This is a genomic window from Sphingobacterium siyangense (assembly GCF_007830445.1).
In the GTDB taxonomy this organism is placed as follows: Bacteria; Bacteroidota; Bacteroidia; order Sphingobacteriales; family Sphingobacteriaceae; genus Sphingobacterium; species Sphingobacterium siyangense.
In genome coordinates this window covers 199,510-216,185 of sequence record NZ_VLKR01000004.1, presented here as the reverse complement: position 1 = coordinate 216,185, position 16,676 = coordinate 199,510, and the positions used below count along the sequence as shown (strand labels likewise).

Below are 16,676 nucleotides of genomic sequence, written 5' to 3'. Positions count from 1 at the left end.
CATGGCCAATGAAGTAATTCCGCATAGTCTCTTTTCTGAATTTGATGTGGCCTTATTCCAGTCGGGTAAGCACTTCAAATTATATGAAAAGTTCGGTTCGCACGAACTGGAAGTCAACGGTGAAAAAGGCGTTTATTTTGCGGTTTGGGCTCCAAATGCAAAATCCGTCTCCGTAACCGGCAACTTCAATTTTTGGGATAAGGAGCATCACGCGCTCTTTGTGCGCTGGGATGGTAGCGGAATCTGGGAAGGGTTTATTCCGGGGCTTGGCAATGGAGAGACATATAAGTATGTTATCCAGACCTATACTGGTGAGCAACTCGAGAAAGGTGATCCTTTTGCCTTTCGGTGGGAAGTTGCTCCAAAGACTGCTTCCGTTGTTCATTCGACCTGGTACGAGTGGCAGGATAAGCAATGGATGCAGGAGCGTGCCGTTAAAAATAGGCTGGATCAACCCTGGTCGGTCTATGAGGTACATTTAGGGTCCTGGTCGCGGGATCCGGAAAGTCCGGATACTTTGCTCAACTACCGCGAAATCGCCGTGGCACTTGTATCTTATGTGAAGGAAATGAATTTCACGCATGTGGAGTTTATGCCTTTAATGGAGCATCCCTATTATCCTTCTTGGGGATACCAGATAACAGGTTATTTTGCGGCAAGTTCGCGTTATGGATCGGCACAAGATCTCATGTATCTGATTGAGGAGCTGCATGCCGCCGGAATAGGCGTATTGTTGGATTGGGTTCCTTCGCATTTTCCCGGCGATGCACATGGTCTTTATCGCTTTGATGGCACGAGCTTATACGAACATGAAGATCCCAGGAAAGGGTTTCATCCCGATTGGCAATCCTATATTTTTAACTATGGGCGAAATGAAGTGCGTTCTTTTTTGATCAGTAATGCATTTTATTGGTTGGATCGTTTTCATATCGATGGACTTCGGGTCGATGCGGTAGCTTCTATGCTGTATTTGGATTATAGTCGAAATGCAGGCGAGTGGATTCCCAATGAATTTGGAGGAAATGAGAATCTCGAAGCGGTACAATTTTTAAAAGAGCTGAACGAGGCTGTTTACGGACATTTTCCACATGTGCAGACAATCGCCGAAGAATCTACTTCTTGGCCGAGTGTCAGTCGGCCAACGTATGCTGGTGGATTGGGATTCGGAATGAAATGGATGATGGGGTGGATGCATGATACGTTGGATTACTTTAAAGAGGATCCGATTAACCGCAGTTATCATCATGATCGACTCACCTTTGCGACAGTATATGCTTTCCATGAGAATTTTATGCTGCCGTTGTCACATGATGAGGTGGTTTACGGAAAGCAGTCCTTAATTTATAAGATGCCAGGCGATGAATGGCAAAAGTTTGCCAACTTGAGAGCATTATACCTCTTTATGTATACTTTTTCGGGAACAAAATTGCTGTTTATGGGCGGTGAATTTGGGCAGACTTCGGAGTGGAATGTAAACCAATCGCTTGATTGGCATCTTCTGGAGTTTGCGCCCCATCAGGGTATGAAAAGATTTGTAGCCGATCTGAACGCGGTTTATAAAGCTCAACCAAGTCTTTACCAAAAGGCTTTCGATGCTGCAGGTTTCGAATGGATAGATGCCGGTGATCGTGAAAATTCGATTGTGGTCTATTGGCGAAAGGGATTTGACTCCTGGGATGATACGGTTGTTGTACTTAACTTAACGCCCGTTGTTCGGGAACATTTCCGTATTGGTTTACCTTACGCCGGTGAATGGGAAGTGCTGCTGAATTCGGATGATTTGACCTATTTCGGTTCCGGAATACATAATCTGCATATCCATAGTGAGCACCTGCATTGGATGAACCAAGTACAGTCTGCACAACTTCATTTGCCTCCGCTTGGCGGATATATTCTGAAAAGAAAGAGCGCGGTAAAGGAAGTCGATCCAATTAAACAAAGCGATCGTATCCCTGTATAAAATCTTGTTATTAAATCTCATGCTGTAAAAGAAGAATGAAAGTATTTCACTTGAGTGTAGAATGTTATCCCGTGGCCAAAGTAGGTGGTCTCGCGGATGTCGTGGGAGCGCTGCCCAAATACCAAACCAAGCTGGGCTGGGAGGCGGCGGTTGTCATGCCCTGGTATGATCGTCCTTTTGTTAGGGATCATGCTTTTAGCCTAGTTCATGAAGGTGCTTTTTATCAAGGATCTGAATTGCTGAGCTACGGCGTTTATAAGGAAGATCATCAGGTACTCGGTTTTGAGCTCTACTTGATTAAGATTCCAGGTAAACTCGATCGGCAGGAGGTGTATTGTTATCCCGATGAAGGCGAACAGTTTATCGCCTTTCAACATGCGGTATTGGCTTGGTTTAAGGATAAAGCTATAGTACCTGATATTGTGCATTGCCACGACCATCATGTCGGTTTGATGCCTTTTTTGATGAAGTATAGCAATGACTATAATTTTCTTGCCGATGTTAAAACGGTAGCCACCGTGCACAATGGGCAATATCAGGGTTGGACACATTGGAGCAAAGCTATTCTGTTGCCTGCTTTCGATAGCTGGAAATGGGGATTATTGGACTGGGATGGTTTAATTAACCCACTTGCGGCCCTAATTAAATGTTGCGATGCTTACACAACGGTATCTGAAGGTTACCTGGAAGAGCTCTATGTGGAAGCAAATGGCTTACAGCATCTATTTTATGATGAGCGAAATAAATCTGTCGGTATTGTCAATGGAATTGACTGGGAAATTTGGGATCCCAAAATTGATTATACCTTGTTCGAAAACTATGATGTTGTACAAGCTTTTTCCGGCAAATTGAAAAATAAGGAGGCTTTGGCGAAGCAGTATAAAATCAATCCAGATCGACCACTGCTTGTTTTTATCGGCCGATTTGCAACAGAAAAAGGAGCGGATTTACTACCGGAGATAATTTTGGATTTGACGGAGAAATATCGCGATAGATTAAGTATATTTATACTGGGTGCCGGAGACCCAGCGATCCAGTCGCGTGTGAAATCGCTCGTCGATGATGGAATTGATAATTTTGATGTATTCTTTGGTTATGATGAAAGCCTTGCCCATTGGCTTTATGCCAGTGCGGATTTTCTTTTAATGCCTTCTCGTGTTGAGCCCTGTGGGCTTAATCAGCTCTATGCGATGAAGTACGGTACATTGCCGATCGTGCATCAGGTGGGGGGATTAAAAGATACGGTAATCGATCTGAAAAATGATGGTTACGGTATAGGTTTTGATAGTTTGACAATCACTGAAATTAGTGCAGCGATTGTTCGGGCTATAAATTTTTACGACAGTAAAAAGCAGTTTGAGGAGAATCAACGTAAAATGATGCAGTTGGATTTTTCTTGGGATAAATCTGCAGCGAAGTATATAAGTCTATATAACCAAATAATGTAATTTGATATGTCACGTCATAATGTAGTAGCTATCGTCTTGGGCGGAGGAAGGGGCTCACGTCTGTATCCATTGACCGATCAACGGTCTAAGCCAGCGGTTCCCATTGCCGGGAAATATCGCTTGGTGGACATTCCCATCTCGAATTGTCTTAATTCGGGTTTTAACAAGATTTTTGTGTTGACACAATTCAATTCTTCGTCACTCAACTCCCACATTAAGAATACCTACAACTTTAGTATTTTTAGTAAGGGCTTTGTTGATATCCTGGCTGCCGAACAGACCAATGATGGCGATAAATGGTTCGAAGGTACGGCAGATGCCGTACGGCGATCGTTTCGGAAGCTGGCTAGTATTGATTATGACTATGTACTGATTTTATCGGGGGATCAGCTGTATCAAATGGATTTTGATGCACTGGTTGACTTTCATGTCGAAAACGAAGGCGACCTGACCATTGCGACTATTCCAGTAAACGCCAAAGATGCCACTGGTTTTGGAATACTGAAATCAGATGAAAAGAATCACATTACCTCTTTTATTGAGAAGCCGAATAGTGAGCAGCTGGTAGACTGGAGTTCAGAAGTGAGCGACCATTTAAAGGGTGAGGGTAGGGAATACCTGGCTTCTATGGGTATTTATGTTTTTTCAAAAGGCGTCCTGAAACGTATGCTGGAAGAGAATCGCGGAATGGATTTTGGAAAAGAAATTATTCCCGATGCAATTGATACGAATAGGGTGCTTAGCTATCAATTTGAGGGCTATTGGACAGATATCGGAACCATAGGTTCTTTCTATGAGGCCAACATTGGTTTGACTGATAATATTCCGGCCTTTAATCTGTTTGATAAAAATACGGTTTTCACCCGTCCAAGGATGTTGCCGCCTTCTAAAATTTCGGGTACAACATTGATCAATTCTGTCATTTCGGATGGCTGCATTATCCAAGCGGATAAAATAGACCGTTCCGTCGTGGGCGTTCGTTCGCGGATTGGTACAGGATCTGTGGTGCGCGGGACATATATGATGGGGTCTGACTATTATGAGGATCTCGTCGATATGGAGGATGCAAAGCGGAAAAATATACCTGTGGTGGGTGTTGGAGAACGCTGTTATATTGAGAATGCTATTTTGGATAAAAATTGTCGTATCGGTAACGATGTCCGGATCAATGGCGGACCTCATTTGCTGAATGCCAATCATCCTACCTATACCATTTGTGACGGCATTGTTGTTATCAAAAAAAATGCGGTTATTCCAAACGGAACAACAATAGGATTGACAAGCCTATAAAATTTATAGAACAAGGGAGATAATATATTGTTATCATTGCAAGTTATTCTAATGGAAGTACCGGGAAATACGGCTAATCTACAGGTTCAATTTACGGGTAGGTAGTAAAATAATTGTTTCATGGTACTGTCTTTGCTGGCAAAGAGCATTTTAATATAAAAAAATCGTATGCAATTGAGACAGGTTATCTCCCTTTTTTTTATACTGTTTGTCTTTGTAGGTTGTGATACCTCATTGATGGTTCAAGGTAGTGGTGTCTTACGTGATGCCTCGCGTAGATTTGAACTTCGTAACGGCAATCGAACAGTCGTTTACATTCCAATGCGGCATCTGGGTACACGTGTGTACTATGATCAAATCCAGCGTGCTGTAGATTCTCTTCAACATTTGGGCTATGTTGTTTTTTATGAAAGCATCGCTTATCAGGTGGATAGTGCGGCACAACGTGATCTATATGACCGCAAATTTAGAAAGCTTACAGGGAATCGGCTAGGGTTGCAGCAATGTATTGAAATACCGGGCGATACCTCCCGGGTTCTTCGGGCGCCCATGTACCGTAAACTGGGGCAGCGAATCATTAGTCAGCCCGATTATTCCTTTTTTCTGGTGAATTATGAAACGGCGGTAAATGCGGATATTCCCAAAAATAAATTGCTTGACGAGTTTGAATACCTGTATGGTGCGATCAACCTGGATGATTGTGATTACAAAACACCGCTCCAGGAACCTTATTCCTGCAAACCTATAAAAGCGGCATTAAAAAACAAATTTGATAAAGAATTTGTCATGAAAAAAAGGGAAGAGAACCTGGCTTCGTTAGTTGCTGACGCTCCACAGCAAAAGATTTTAATCTTATTTGGAACCTCACATTTTAAAGGCTTTTTGCGTAATTTGCAGGCTCGGGATCCCAAATGGATACAGATCAAATAATATGCTAGGAAAACTATTCATTGTACTGCTTATACCAGTAACCATTTATGTTGTTTATTACCTGTTAAATCGTACGGCCAAAAATAGCAAAGCCATTAAACGTGTATTAAGCGACGAAGGCAAAGAAATTCTAGAAAAAGAAGTTGCCTATTACCGCAATCTGCCCACTGCGGACAAAGCGGAATTTGAAACCCGCTGTTTAAAATTTTTGGATACGGTCAAGATTGAAGGTGTAGGTGTAGCGGTTGAGCTGAAAGATTATATGATGATTGCCGCCAGTGCAATTATTCCAATATTTGCCTTTAAGAAATGGACTTATCCCAATTTGACCAATATTATGGTTTATCCTTCCCAATTCAATACAGCCTATGAATTTGAAGGCCATGCTGACCGCAATATTATGGGTATGGTGGGTGAGGGAGCCATGAATGGACAAATGATATTGTCTAAATCGGCACTGGAGTATGGCTTTAAGAATCCAAACGATGGACAGAATACAGCGATACACGAATTTGTGCACTTGATCGATAAAACCGATGGCACAGTGGATGGCATTCCCACACATTTGATGGATAAGGCTTCAGTCATTCCTTTTATGAATCTGATACGGGAAGAAATTACCAAGATAAAAGAAAATAAATCTGATATTGATGTATACGGCATGACCAATCCAGCTGAGTTTTTTGCGGTTGCGTCTGAATATTTCTTTGAGAACCCTGCGAAATTCAAGACCCATCATGCCGAGCTCTATAAAGCACTTTCTGAAATTTTTGAACAAAGTTAGTTATAGATAAATAAAATTTTAGTATTTTTAAGGCAAACAGAAGTTGTTTGCCTTTTTTCTGCGAGCACCCTGCTCCTGGGCTGGAAAGAAGATCATCGCTTCGCTAAAGTTTTGTTAATTATAACTGTTATGCCTAAAACTACAATTTATTCTTCTATTGCCCTGGCTTGTATGCTATTTTGTGGCAGTAATCCGGGATTTTCCCAGCAGCGTTTTGCTACAGGGACAACATTTACTGAAATGGCCGATCCCACAAAGGATACTTTATCCAACTGGTCGAATGTTAAAACCGGCCTACATGCTTCGTTTGTATCGATAGACAAACGTTATCCCAAATCTGTTAATCCAAATCTGGCAACACAACGTACGGCGGCTGTGGATGCCTGGAAAGGTGAACAGGTATCGGCGCAAGTATTGTTATGGACCAGTGCTGCCGCAGCAGATGTTGCTGTATCGGCAAGTGAATTAAAGTCTACAACAGGCAAGGTGATCGGTAGCGATGCGGTACAAGCACGTTTTGTTCGTTATGTCATGACTGATGAATTTGCAAGTGGTTGTGGCCATCGGAAACCAGAAGATTTTAAAGCTTCTCTGTCGGCAGATATGTTGGATGATCTGAAAAGCTATGACCTTGAAGCTAAGAAAGTCCGTCCTGTATGGATTACAGTAAAGGTTCCCAAAGAAGCTGCTGCTGGACAATATAAAACGACAATTTCGGTTAAGCAAAATGGTCAGGTAAAGGAACAGTTACAACTTACGGTCAATGTGCAAAATCATGTGCTGCCACCTGCATCCCAGCGGACTTATCATTTGGATCAATGGCAACACCCTTCTGCTGTGGCTCGGGTCAATAATGTAAAAATGTGGAGCGATGAGCATTTTGAAGCGTTGAAGCCTACCATGAAACAACTTGCAGCTGCAGGGCAAAAAGTGATTACTGCGACTTTAAATAAGGATGCCTGGAACGTACAGACCTATGATCCTTATGCGGATATGATCACCTGGAAGAAGGCAAAAGACGGTTCCTGGACCTATGATTATGCTGTTTTTGATCGGTGGGTAAACTTTATGATGGATCTGGGGGTCAACAAACAGATCAACTGCTATTCGCTTTTACCATGGAATAACGAGGTACATTATTTCGATGAAAGTAAAAATGAACTGGTCAATGTTATTGCGAAGCCCGGTACAGCTATATTCGAGGAACTATGGACGCCTTTCTTAAAGGATTTTAGTAAACACATTACCGCAAAGGGCTGGTTAAAGATTACCAATATTGCGATGGATGAAAGAGGCCGGGAGGAAATGGATCCAGCAATAGCATTATTGGAAAAAGTAGCGCCCGAATTTGGTGTTGCATTTGCAGATAATCACAAAAGCTACCAACGCTATCATAAAAGTACCGATATCAGCGTTGCCGCTGGAGATCCTTTTGATCAGAAAGATCTCATTGAGCGACGTAAAAAAGGGTATATCACGACATTTTATGTTTGTTGTTCGGACGAATTCCCAAATCAATTCACGTTCTCGGATCCGGCAGAATCCACCTATATGGCTTGGTATGCGCTAGCGGCAGGCTTCGATGGAGCATTGCGTTGGGCATTTAACTCCTGGGTCAAAGATCCGCTGCATGATTCAAGGTTCCGTACATGGCCAGCGGGAGACACTTATATTGTTTATCCACAAGGAAGAAGCTCTATCCGTTATGAGCGTATGCTGGAAGGTATTCAAGATTATACCAAAGTCGGCATTCTTAAAGCAAAGTTGGAGAAGTCAAAAGATCAAGCTAACCTAGCGAAGCTAAATGCAAAAATTGCAAAATTGAATACCGCTAAACGCTATGCGGACTGGAATAAAGATCTCAATGATGCAAAGCGTTTTGTCGATGAATTGTCGCGACAAATCAACTAAGGATTTATTAAGTCTATAATTTTAAAAAAGCTGCTTCCATCAATTTGAAGCAGCTTTTTTGTTGATTATAATCTTTTTCTATTTTAAGTGCAGCGGATTGTTGGCTGAAATTTTCGGCGCAGTGTATCCTTTCTTCCCGTTGAGGCTATCCTTGCACATGCGATCATTTTATACGCTTGGGTAATACAGTATTGTTCAGGTAATATCCCAAACCATTACGCTAAATTATTGTTGTTATTAAGTGGCGATAACATAATTTGCATAAGGTCGCTGTCACAAAATCTTAAATTATAGTATAGGTATGAAAAATGTAGCACACCAGATTGTGGGTCTTTTAAAGGATGCGGGAATTCAGCGTATTTATGCCGTAACGGGCGATAGTTTAAATTTTTTCAACGAAGCTGTTCATGCAGATGGAACGATGCAATGGATACATGTAAGACATGAGGAAGTGGGGGCATTTGCCGCAACGGCAGAGGCTGATTTGCACGGGATCGCCTGTTGTGCGGGAAGCAGTGGACCAGGACATGTGCATCTGATCAATGGTGTTTATGAAGCACACAAGACACGGGTACCCATGCTTGTGATCGCATCAACATGTGCTACATACGAATTTGGAACCGATTATTTTCAAGAAACAAATCCAATCAAATTGTTTGATGATTGTTCTTGCTACAATCAAATGATCACTCGGCCAGAGCAGGTGCAACGTATGGTGCAAAATGCATTACAACAGGCTATCTCTAAACGGGATGTGGCGGTTATCGGTTTGCCTGGTGATGTCTCAGAAATGGAAGCGGTTCAAATGAATACCTCAACGAAGGTTTTTTTTACCGAGCCGCAAATTAGACCTTCTGAGATGGAAATTGGGCGATTAGCCCAATATATCAATCAAGCAGAAAAGATAACCTTGTTCTGTGGTGTGGGAGCCAAGAAAGCACAGCAGCAAATTGTAGCGTTATCACAAAAGATCCATGCGCCGGTGGGTTATTCATTTAAAGCAAAGTTGGATATTCAACGCGACAATCCCAATGAAATTGGCATGACCGGACTTTTGGGCATGGCGTCGGCATTTCAAAGCATGCATCATTCGGATCTCATTTTACTTTTGGGGACTGATTTTCCTTATAAAGATTTTATACCGACCAACAAAACCATTGTCCAGATTGATATCGAAGGTGAAAAGCTTGGTCGCAGATCCATCGTAGACTATGGGCTTGTGGGGGATATCGAGCATACCTTAAAAGCGGTATTGCCTTTTGTGGAAGCGCGTTCGGATACAAAATTTCTGGAGAAGCAGCTTGCTTCTTATGAAAAGGTCAAGGAAGATCTCATGACTTATGTGGACGATTCGGGCAGTGAATGCGCGATACAGCCTGAATTTGTTGCGCATACCATTGATCAAAAAGCAAGTGATGATGCGATTTTTCTACTTGATACCGGGATGTGCTGTGTGTGGGGAGCACGTTATATCAATCAGCGAAAGGATCGTATCATGCTGGGGTCTTTTAATCATGGGTCTATGGCTAATGCCATGCCAATGGCTATTGGAGCGGCATTGACACATCCTGAACGTCAGGTTATTGCTTTTTGTGGTGATGGGGGACTATCCATGTTGTTGGGGGATCTCGCAACAATAAAACAATATAACTTACCGATTAAAATTATCGTCTTTAACAACCGTGCACTTGGTATGGTTAAATTAGAAATGCAGGTATCAGGTCTGAAAGATCAGGAAACCAATATGGTCAATCCAGATTTTGCGATGATCGCGCAAGCGATGGGAATACGCGCATTTACGGTCACTCAGCCCCAAGAGGTGGATGCTGTTATCACTGAAGCTCTTGGCATGACGGATGAGCCTGTCCTGATCGATATATATACCAATCCCAATGCATTGGCTATGCCGCCCAAGATATCCTTCAGTCAAATGAAAGGGATGACAGAAAGTATGGCAAAATTAATGTTGTCGGGTAATTTCGAAGAAGTATGGGATACCATTAAGTCGAACTATAAACATTTGAAATCGCTTTAATCACTTGTGATATTCGAATTGTTAAACATATTAAAAGCCCCTCGAAGCATAACAGCGGAGGGGCTTGTTTTGTGTTAAAAGTGACATGAATGTGTGGCTGTCAGACCATAAAATGCTGATCAGCGGATAGTCGAAATTTGGAGGAAAATGTTATCTCAACATTGACGTTGAACAAACCAAAGACTTTTAAGTAATTCTTCTTTACAGCGTCTGAGTTTTTCAACTTTGGATTCGGAAGAAATGGTAACTTGCTCTTTAACAATAATAGCCAAGTCTGTTTCAATGGACAATTTTGTGAGTGATGTACATCCACTATCAAATTTCTTAAAGCTTACATCTTTCATACTAATATTGGTTAAGAATTCCTGAATTTTATAGAGTACAATTTACTAATAAAAATTAGCTTTACAATAAGCCAGCAATAATTTTATTGTTACTAAATTGTTTATTTTTAATAGCTTATATCGTGCTAAAATAGCCGAGTGCCGTCTAACTTATAAACAATATTTGCTTGCTTTTTGTTTTTTGAATTTTAAATTTTTAAATGTTAGTTATTTAAAACAAAATTTCTTTTGAATTGCTATCTATACTATCAAACAAAAAAACACGATGAGAATAATAAATTTTGGATTTATAGTGTTGCTGTGTTGCGCTGCTTGCCATCAGGAACAAAAAAAACAGGATGCTTCCACGAAACTCAATGACACTGTTCAGCGTACTCAACCTTTGGATACGGGGAGGTTTCTTACGGGAAAGAGTACCTATCAATACCTTAAAAATGGCGATACCATTTCATTATCAATCACTGTTGATGGAGAAAAGGTACAGGGTGATCTAAGCTATGCCTGGAAGGAAAAAGATCGTAATAAGGGACATATTGATGGTGTCTTGAAGGGGGATATTTTAACTGCCGATTATACTTTTTCTTCTGAGGGACAGGAGTCGGTCCGCCAGGTGATATTTAAACTATCCAAGGAGCGTGCACTGGAAGGTTATGGTGCGATGGAGGAGAAGGCTGGAAAAATGACTTTTGCCGATCCTAAAAAGATAGCTTTTGATGAGAAATTTGCCTTAGAAAATTTAGCGAAGGGCCAATGAGATCAGCTTGGGAATAAAAATTAAGAGGCCGATCAATAGTGCAGTGATGCTGCTGATCATCACTGCCGCTGCGGCAACATCTTTAATCTTTTTTATGTTTGGATTCTTTTCTGGACAGATAAAGTCGGCTATATTTTCCAATGCGGTATTTAACAATTCACAGACAAATACAAAACCAATGGAAAAGAGTACAGCAATCCATTCGTGGGTACTTATGTGAAGCACAAATGACAGGATAATGGCAATAATGGCCGCTATACAATGCACCCTGAAATTATGTTCTTCCTGCCAGGCTGTTTTTAGCCCACTGAAGGCATAGTGAAAACTCTTTAATCTAGCACGAAATGAAAAGTTGTTTTTGGCCATAGTTGTCCTACTATTTTCTGTAAAGATAGCGCTTTCTGCTTATCTAGGCATACTGGATTTTTTATTGTATTTAGTCCGAGCTATTCCTTTGCCATATCCATCTGATCCGCTTTCTTGTTCATCCTTTTTACTTTATGGGGCTTTTATTACAAATGCAGCCTAATTTTGAGTAAATTGCTGTATGATCTATAATTTTGATAAAACGATTGTTCGTCGTGGTACCGATTCGGTCAAATGGAATCAACATGATTATGACGATTTGATTCCACTCTGGGTTGCGGATATGGACTTTCCAGCAGCACAACCTGTTGTGGATGCGCTTGCGCAGCGGGTTCAACATGCTGTATATGGGTATGCTACTATTCCAACAGCTTTTTACAGCGCGGTTATGAGCTGGTCTTCGCAGCGGCATAAATTTGTACTTCAGCCGGAATGGATACTTCCTGTGATCGGTGTCGTACCGGCGCTTTCGGCTTTGGTTGGCGCATTTACCTCACCCGGTGACAAGGTTTTGGTTCAAGAGCCTGTATATCATTGTTTTTTTTCCTCAATAGAACGCAATCAAGCCGAGGTGGTTTCCAATGACTTGATTTACCGCAATGGTGAGTATGCTATTGATTTTGAAGATTTTGAATATAAAGCAAGTGATCCGAAAGTCAAGTTATTTATTTTATGTAGCCCACATAACCCCGCTGGCCGTGTTTGGACTAGAGCTGAGCTTGAACGTCTCGGTGAAATCTGTTTGCGGCACCAGGTCTTAGTCATTTCGGATGAAATTCATTGCGATCTGGTATTTGAGGGCCATACACATATTCCTTTTGGAAGCATCAGTGCAGCCTTTTTGGCGAATTCGATTACCTGTGTAGCTCCGAGTAAAACCTTTAATTTGGCAGGACTCCAGGTCGCTACGGTCTTCGTGGCCGATCCTGAACTCAAAAGGAAAGTGCAGCAGGCTTTCTTAGCCAACGAGATAAGTAGCATAAGTCCCTTTGCTATTACAGGCCTGATCGCAGCGTATGAGTCGGGTGGGGAATGGTTGGATCAAGCTTTAAGCTACATTCATGCGAATTATGTTTATCTGAAAGGCTTTATGGCTGAATACCTGCCTGCTTTGCATGTCCTTCCTTTGGAGGGCACTTATCTGGTATGGGTAGATTGCGCGGCTTTGGGGATTTCAAGTCGAAAATTGGGACAGCTCTTATTGGACGAGGCACATGTACAGGTCAATGTCGGTGCGATGTATGGCAAGGGGAGTGACGCCTTTATTCGCCTCAATATTGCTTGTTCAAGGGAAGTCTTGACAACAGGCTTGTTGCGTTTGAAGACTGTTTTCTCCTCTTTACTGCAAGGAGCAAAATAGCATACGAATAGATGCTGCGTTAGTAGATGAATAGGTTCTGATTTACGGAGAGTTCTTCGTTCATAGGATCATGCCGCCGAGCGAAAAGGAAATAGCGTAATGAACAAAAAAATCCGCCGTATCTCTCGATGCAGCGGATTTTTTGAGGTTTGTTTTAGCCCCTATTAAATACCCATTTCTTTCAGAATGAAATGCGCGTTGTCAATTTTATCGGCAACCCAGAGGACATAACGAATGTCGACTCCGATGGATCTGCTGTAACTCTCGTTCCAAGCGAAATCATTAATTGTTGCGTCATAAGCACGGTCAAAATTTACACCGATTAATTCACCATTGGCATTCATTATTGGAGATCCTGAATTTCCCCCTGTAGTATCCATATCATATAAGATATTGACCGGCACAGATCCCAGATCTTTTTGAAGATAAGGACCAAAATTTTTATTGAGGTAAGCAGTCTTGATTTCTTGTGGATAGTCAAATTCTGCTAAACCAAGATTTCCTTTTTGAATGATTCCTTCGATTGTGGTGAATGGCTTCATATAAGTTGCATCAGCAGGAGAGTAGCCTTTGATGTGCCCATACGTCAGACGTAAGGTTGAGTTTGCATCAGGAATAAAGTTTTTGGCCTGAAAAATTTCCTTGACGGCAACATAATCGCCCATTAATTTGTTCAGTACCCCTTCACGTCTTTTTTGTTCAGCAGCGAACTGGACAATATCATTGTTCAATTTGCCCTGGAAATCCAATAATTTGTCGTCAAATTTCTGAAGTGCATCGGCATTGGCCAAGACAGTATTCAGTATGTAATTTTGATCGGCAAGTTTACTGTTCTGAATAATCTCTGTTGCAAATTCTTGTGCAGTAGCCGTATTAAATTGCAATTTCTGAATGGATGCCAATTGATTTTTACCTTGGAATGCAATGGCATCTTCCAACATTCTGGAGAAAATACGCTGATCAGCCTGTTTATTGTAGCTTTCGTAGGTTTCTTTAACAGCGGTTTTTAATTTTTCGATATTCAGATCGAAAAGCTGCTTGGCAGCTTGGGAAGATTTTTCCTTTGCCAAGTTGGTTTTCAGAACGTTCAGGTCGCGGGCTACTTTCAATAAGCTCGTACTATTGTAAATATTATTGATCCAAAGTTCTTTCAGGGCATCTTGATCGCTCAGCTGATAATAGGCGTCAATATCAGTGAGCAGACTTCCATATTTGTTTTTCAGTTCGGGTTTACTTAAGATAAACGCTGCCAGTGCTTCGTCTTCTTGTTTTTTTGTCGATAGCAAGTCGATTCCTCGTAAGCCTTTGAGTTTACCACGATAGTTTTTCAATACATTCGCATTACGTTTTATGCGTGTTGCCAAGGACAAGGCGATATCGGTATTGTCTTTTCCTGCTTCCTCCATCTGTTTATTTTGGAAATCATACAGGTTGGATACGTAAGGCAAAAGATATTCTTGTTGATATTGAATATATTGTGCTGGTCTGTGTCGGAATGTTTTTCCGGGATAACCAAGGATAAAGGTGAAATCATTCTCCCGTACGCCATTTGGATTGACTTTAAGGTGTTTTTTTGGCTGGTAAGGGACGTTGTCTTTAGAATAAGGTGCAGATTTTCCGTTTTTGCCGACATAAGCTCTCAGAAAAGAATAATCTCCCGTGTGGCGTGGCCATACCCAGTTATCTGTCTCTCCACCAAATTCGCCGATGTTTTGACGTGGAATATAAACTAAACGAACGTCTTCGATTGTTTTATAACGGAATAGGACATAACTTTTACCGATAAACATTTCCGATACTTCAGCTTTAATCGTGGGATCTTCTTTTTCCGCTTGTTTAACCAGTTCTTGTTGTTTACGTTTGATCGTATTGATACGCTCTACTGGGTCGTTGATGTTGGCGACAGCATTTAATATTTTAGCAGAAACATCCTCATAAGAATCGGTAATTCTTATTTTTAATCCTTTTGCTTCAATTTCCTGTTCTTGATTTTGGGCTACAAACCCGTTTTTTAGGTAATTGTTGATTGCTGTACTGGCAAGTTGAACGGCAGAAAAAGCGCAGTGGTGATTGGTAATGATTAAACCACGGTTTGAGACAAACGACCCTGTACATCCACTGACTTGAACCAGGGCATCTACCAGTCCGACCTGACCGGGATTGTAGATATCTTTCTCACTGATCTTTAACCCAGCTTTCTTCAATCCAGCTCTATTTAATTCGCTCAATGGAAACATTCCCTCATCGGGATTTGCCTTGCTATAAGGACTGTTTGCCATGGTTAAGAATAAAGCTAGTGCAATTGTCGTACGATTTATAAACTTCATAGGATTTTAACTATCAACTGTTGTAAATCTCCAAATTTAAGAAAAGCATTTTGATGAAATCGATTTTTTATGTGAACTAATGTAACAATAGTGGATATACTGGACCTTTTTGGCAAGGTATTTATTGTATAATCGGCAGGCCAAATGCTCCTGTTGACTTTAATTATAAAGGATTTGACATTGGTTTACGACAGGATTCGTAATTTTGTGCTTTAAAGATAGTAAGATGACCTTAATCCAACTGGAATATATTATAGCTGTTGATACCTACCGAAGTTTTGTTGCAGCTGCAGAAAAATGTTTTGTCACGCAACCTACGTTGAGCATGCAAATACAAAAACTTGAAGAGTCTTTAGGGGCTAAAATCTTCGACCGGAGCCGTCAGCCTGTTGTTCCTACAGAAATCGGCGAGAAAATTATTCTTCAAGCTCGATTGGTGTTGACGGAAAGCCGAAAGATCAATGAGATCGTACAGGATAAAAAAGGGGAAATTGAGGGTACACTAAGGGTCGGTGTTATCCCGACAATCGCACCTTATTTACTTCCGAATGTGCTGACCACATTTATGGAGAAATATCCGAAGCTTCAATTGCAGATTTGGGAATATACAACAGAACGGATTGTGCATGAATTGAAGGTCGGACTTCTGGACTGTGGTGTGCTATCTACTCCCTTAAATGACCCGGGGATTTTGGAATCACCCTTATTTTACGAAAATTTTGTCGCTTATATTTCAGCCAATAGCCCACTGTTTCCCAAAAAAATACTGAGTGGTGATGATATTGCCGATGATAAACTTTGGTTGCTCAATGAGGGACATTGTATGCGCGGGCAGGTGCTTAATATTTGTCATCATAAACATAATCAAGATCTTACAGGGCGATTTGAGTATAATACGGGTAGCGTAGAGACTTTAAAACGTATGGTAGATATCAACGACGGAATCACGATATTGCCTGAGTTGTCGATTTGGGATTATTCCGATGAACAATTGGATAGAATCCGTTATTTCAAATCACCGGAACCAGTACGGGAGATATCATTGGTGACGACGCAAAATTATGTAAAGAGACATGCAATTCAGGCCTTAGAAAAAGAAATATTGGCCGTAGTACCCGATAAATTCAAAACAAAAAAGAAAAAGGAAGTGTTGAGCTTTCAATAGGA

General features: G+C 41.3%; 13 protein-coding genes. 10 read left to right on the top strand and 3 right to left on the bottom strand.

From position 1 onward, the window contains the following. The first annotated feature begins 1 nt into the window (after position 1). The 7 genes from glgB to IQ31_RS06135 all read left to right on the top strand — a co-directional run bounded on the left by glgB (position 2) and on the right by IQ31_RS06135 (position 10,358). Positions 2 to 1,960 (top strand): 1,4-alpha-glucan branching protein GlgB, encoded by a 1,959-nt coding sequence (glgB, locus tag IQ31_RS06165; RefSeq protein WP_145327458.1) that lies wholly within the window; start codon positions 2 to 4, stop codon positions 1,958 to 1,960. A 35-nt stretch (positions 1,961 to 1,995) separates the two neighbouring features. Next, positions 1,996 to 3,408: a glycogen synthase gene (locus tag IQ31_RS06160; protein ID WP_145327457.1), complete on the top strand. Its 1,413-nt coding sequence runs from the start codon at positions 1,996 to 1,998 to the stop codon at positions 3,406 to 3,408. 6 nt (positions 3,409 to 3,414) lie between these two features. Next, positions 3,415 to 4,698, top strand: coding sequence for a glucose-1-phosphate adenylyltransferase (locus IQ31_RS06155; protein ID WP_075992008.1), 1,284 nt, complete (start codon positions 3,415 to 3,417; stop codon positions 4,696 to 4,698). A 168-nt stretch (positions 4,699 to 4,866) separates the two neighbouring features. Next, on the top strand, positions 4,867 to 5,628 hold the full coding sequence (locus IQ31_RS06150) for a hypothetical protein (RefSeq protein ID WP_075992009.1): 762 nt from the start codon (positions 4,867 to 4,869) through the stop codon (positions 5,626 to 5,628). 1 nt (position 5,629) lies between these two features. Continuing rightward, the gene (locus IQ31_RS06145) at positions 5,630 to 6,412 is read left to right on the top strand and encodes a M90 family metallopeptidase (RefSeq protein WP_145327456.1); all 783 of its coding nucleotides are present in this window, start codon (positions 5,630 to 5,632) and stop codon (positions 6,410 to 6,412) included. A gap of 129 nt (positions 6,413 to 6,541) precedes the next feature. Then, positions 6,542 to 8,323, top strand: a complete 1,782-nt coding sequence (locus IQ31_RS06140) for a DUF4091 domain-containing protein (RefSeq protein WP_208734136.1) — start codon at positions 6,542 to 6,544, stop codon at positions 8,321 to 8,323. A 301-nt stretch (positions 8,324 to 8,624) separates the two neighbouring features. Further along, the gene (locus IQ31_RS06135; protein WP_120334681.1) at positions 8,625 to 10,358 is read left to right on the top strand and encodes a thiamine pyrophosphate-dependent enzyme; all 1,734 of its coding nucleotides are present in this window, start codon (positions 8,625 to 8,627) and stop codon (positions 10,356 to 10,358) included. 155 nt (positions 10,359 to 10,513) lie between these two features. Here the strand turns inward: IQ31_RS06135 and IQ31_RS06130 are convergent, their stop codons facing one another. Continuing rightward, positions 10,514 to 10,702 carry a hypothetical protein gene (locus IQ31_RS06130; protein WP_075992013.1) on the bottom strand — a complete coding sequence of 63 codons (189 nt, stop codon included), beginning with the start codon at positions 10,700 to 10,702 and terminating at the stop codon, positions 10,514 to 10,516. Positions 10,703 to 10,967: 265 nt separating this feature from the next. On the opposite strand from IQ31_RS06130, the gene IQ31_RS06125 reads away from it, so the two are divergent. After that, positions 10,968 to 11,456: a hypothetical protein gene (locus IQ31_RS06125; protein ID WP_145327455.1), complete on the top strand. Its 489-nt coding sequence runs from the start codon at positions 10,968 to 10,970 to the stop codon at positions 11,454 to 11,456. Here the strand turns inward: IQ31_RS06125 and IQ31_RS06120 are convergent. Next, positions 11,439 to 11,822 (bottom strand): diacylglycerol kinase, encoded by a 384-nt coding sequence (locus tag IQ31_RS06120; RefSeq protein ID WP_145327454.1) that lies wholly within the window; start codon positions 11,820 to 11,822, stop codon positions 11,439 to 11,441. The genes IQ31_RS06125 and IQ31_RS06120 overlap by 18 nt on opposite strands. A 181-nt stretch (positions 11,823 to 12,003) precedes the next feature. Here IQ31_RS06120 and IQ31_RS06115 point away from each other — a divergent pair, with 181 nt between their 5' ends. Next, positions 12,004 to 13,182, top strand: a complete 1,179-nt coding sequence (locus tag IQ31_RS06115) for a MalY/PatB family protein (RefSeq protein WP_145327453.1) — start codon at positions 12,004 to 12,006, stop codon at positions 13,180 to 13,182. A 164-nt stretch (positions 13,183 to 13,346) separates the two neighbouring features. On the opposite strand, the gene IQ31_RS06110 is transcribed toward IQ31_RS06115, so the two are convergent. After that, entirely contained in the window at positions 13,347 to 15,509 is a 2,163-nt protein-coding gene (locus IQ31_RS06110; RefSeq protein WP_145327452.1) for a S46 family peptidase, read from the bottom strand. A gap of 226 nt (positions 15,510 to 15,735) precedes the next feature. Here IQ31_RS06110 and IQ31_RS06105 point away from each other — a divergent pair, with 226 nt between their 5' ends. Beyond that, the gene (locus tag IQ31_RS06105; RefSeq protein WP_120334676.1) at positions 15,736 to 16,674 is read left to right on the top strand and encodes a hydrogen peroxide-inducible genes activator; all 939 of its coding nucleotides are present in this window, start codon (positions 15,736 to 15,738) and stop codon (positions 16,672 to 16,674) included. Positions 16,675 to 16,676 lie beyond the last annotated feature (2 nt).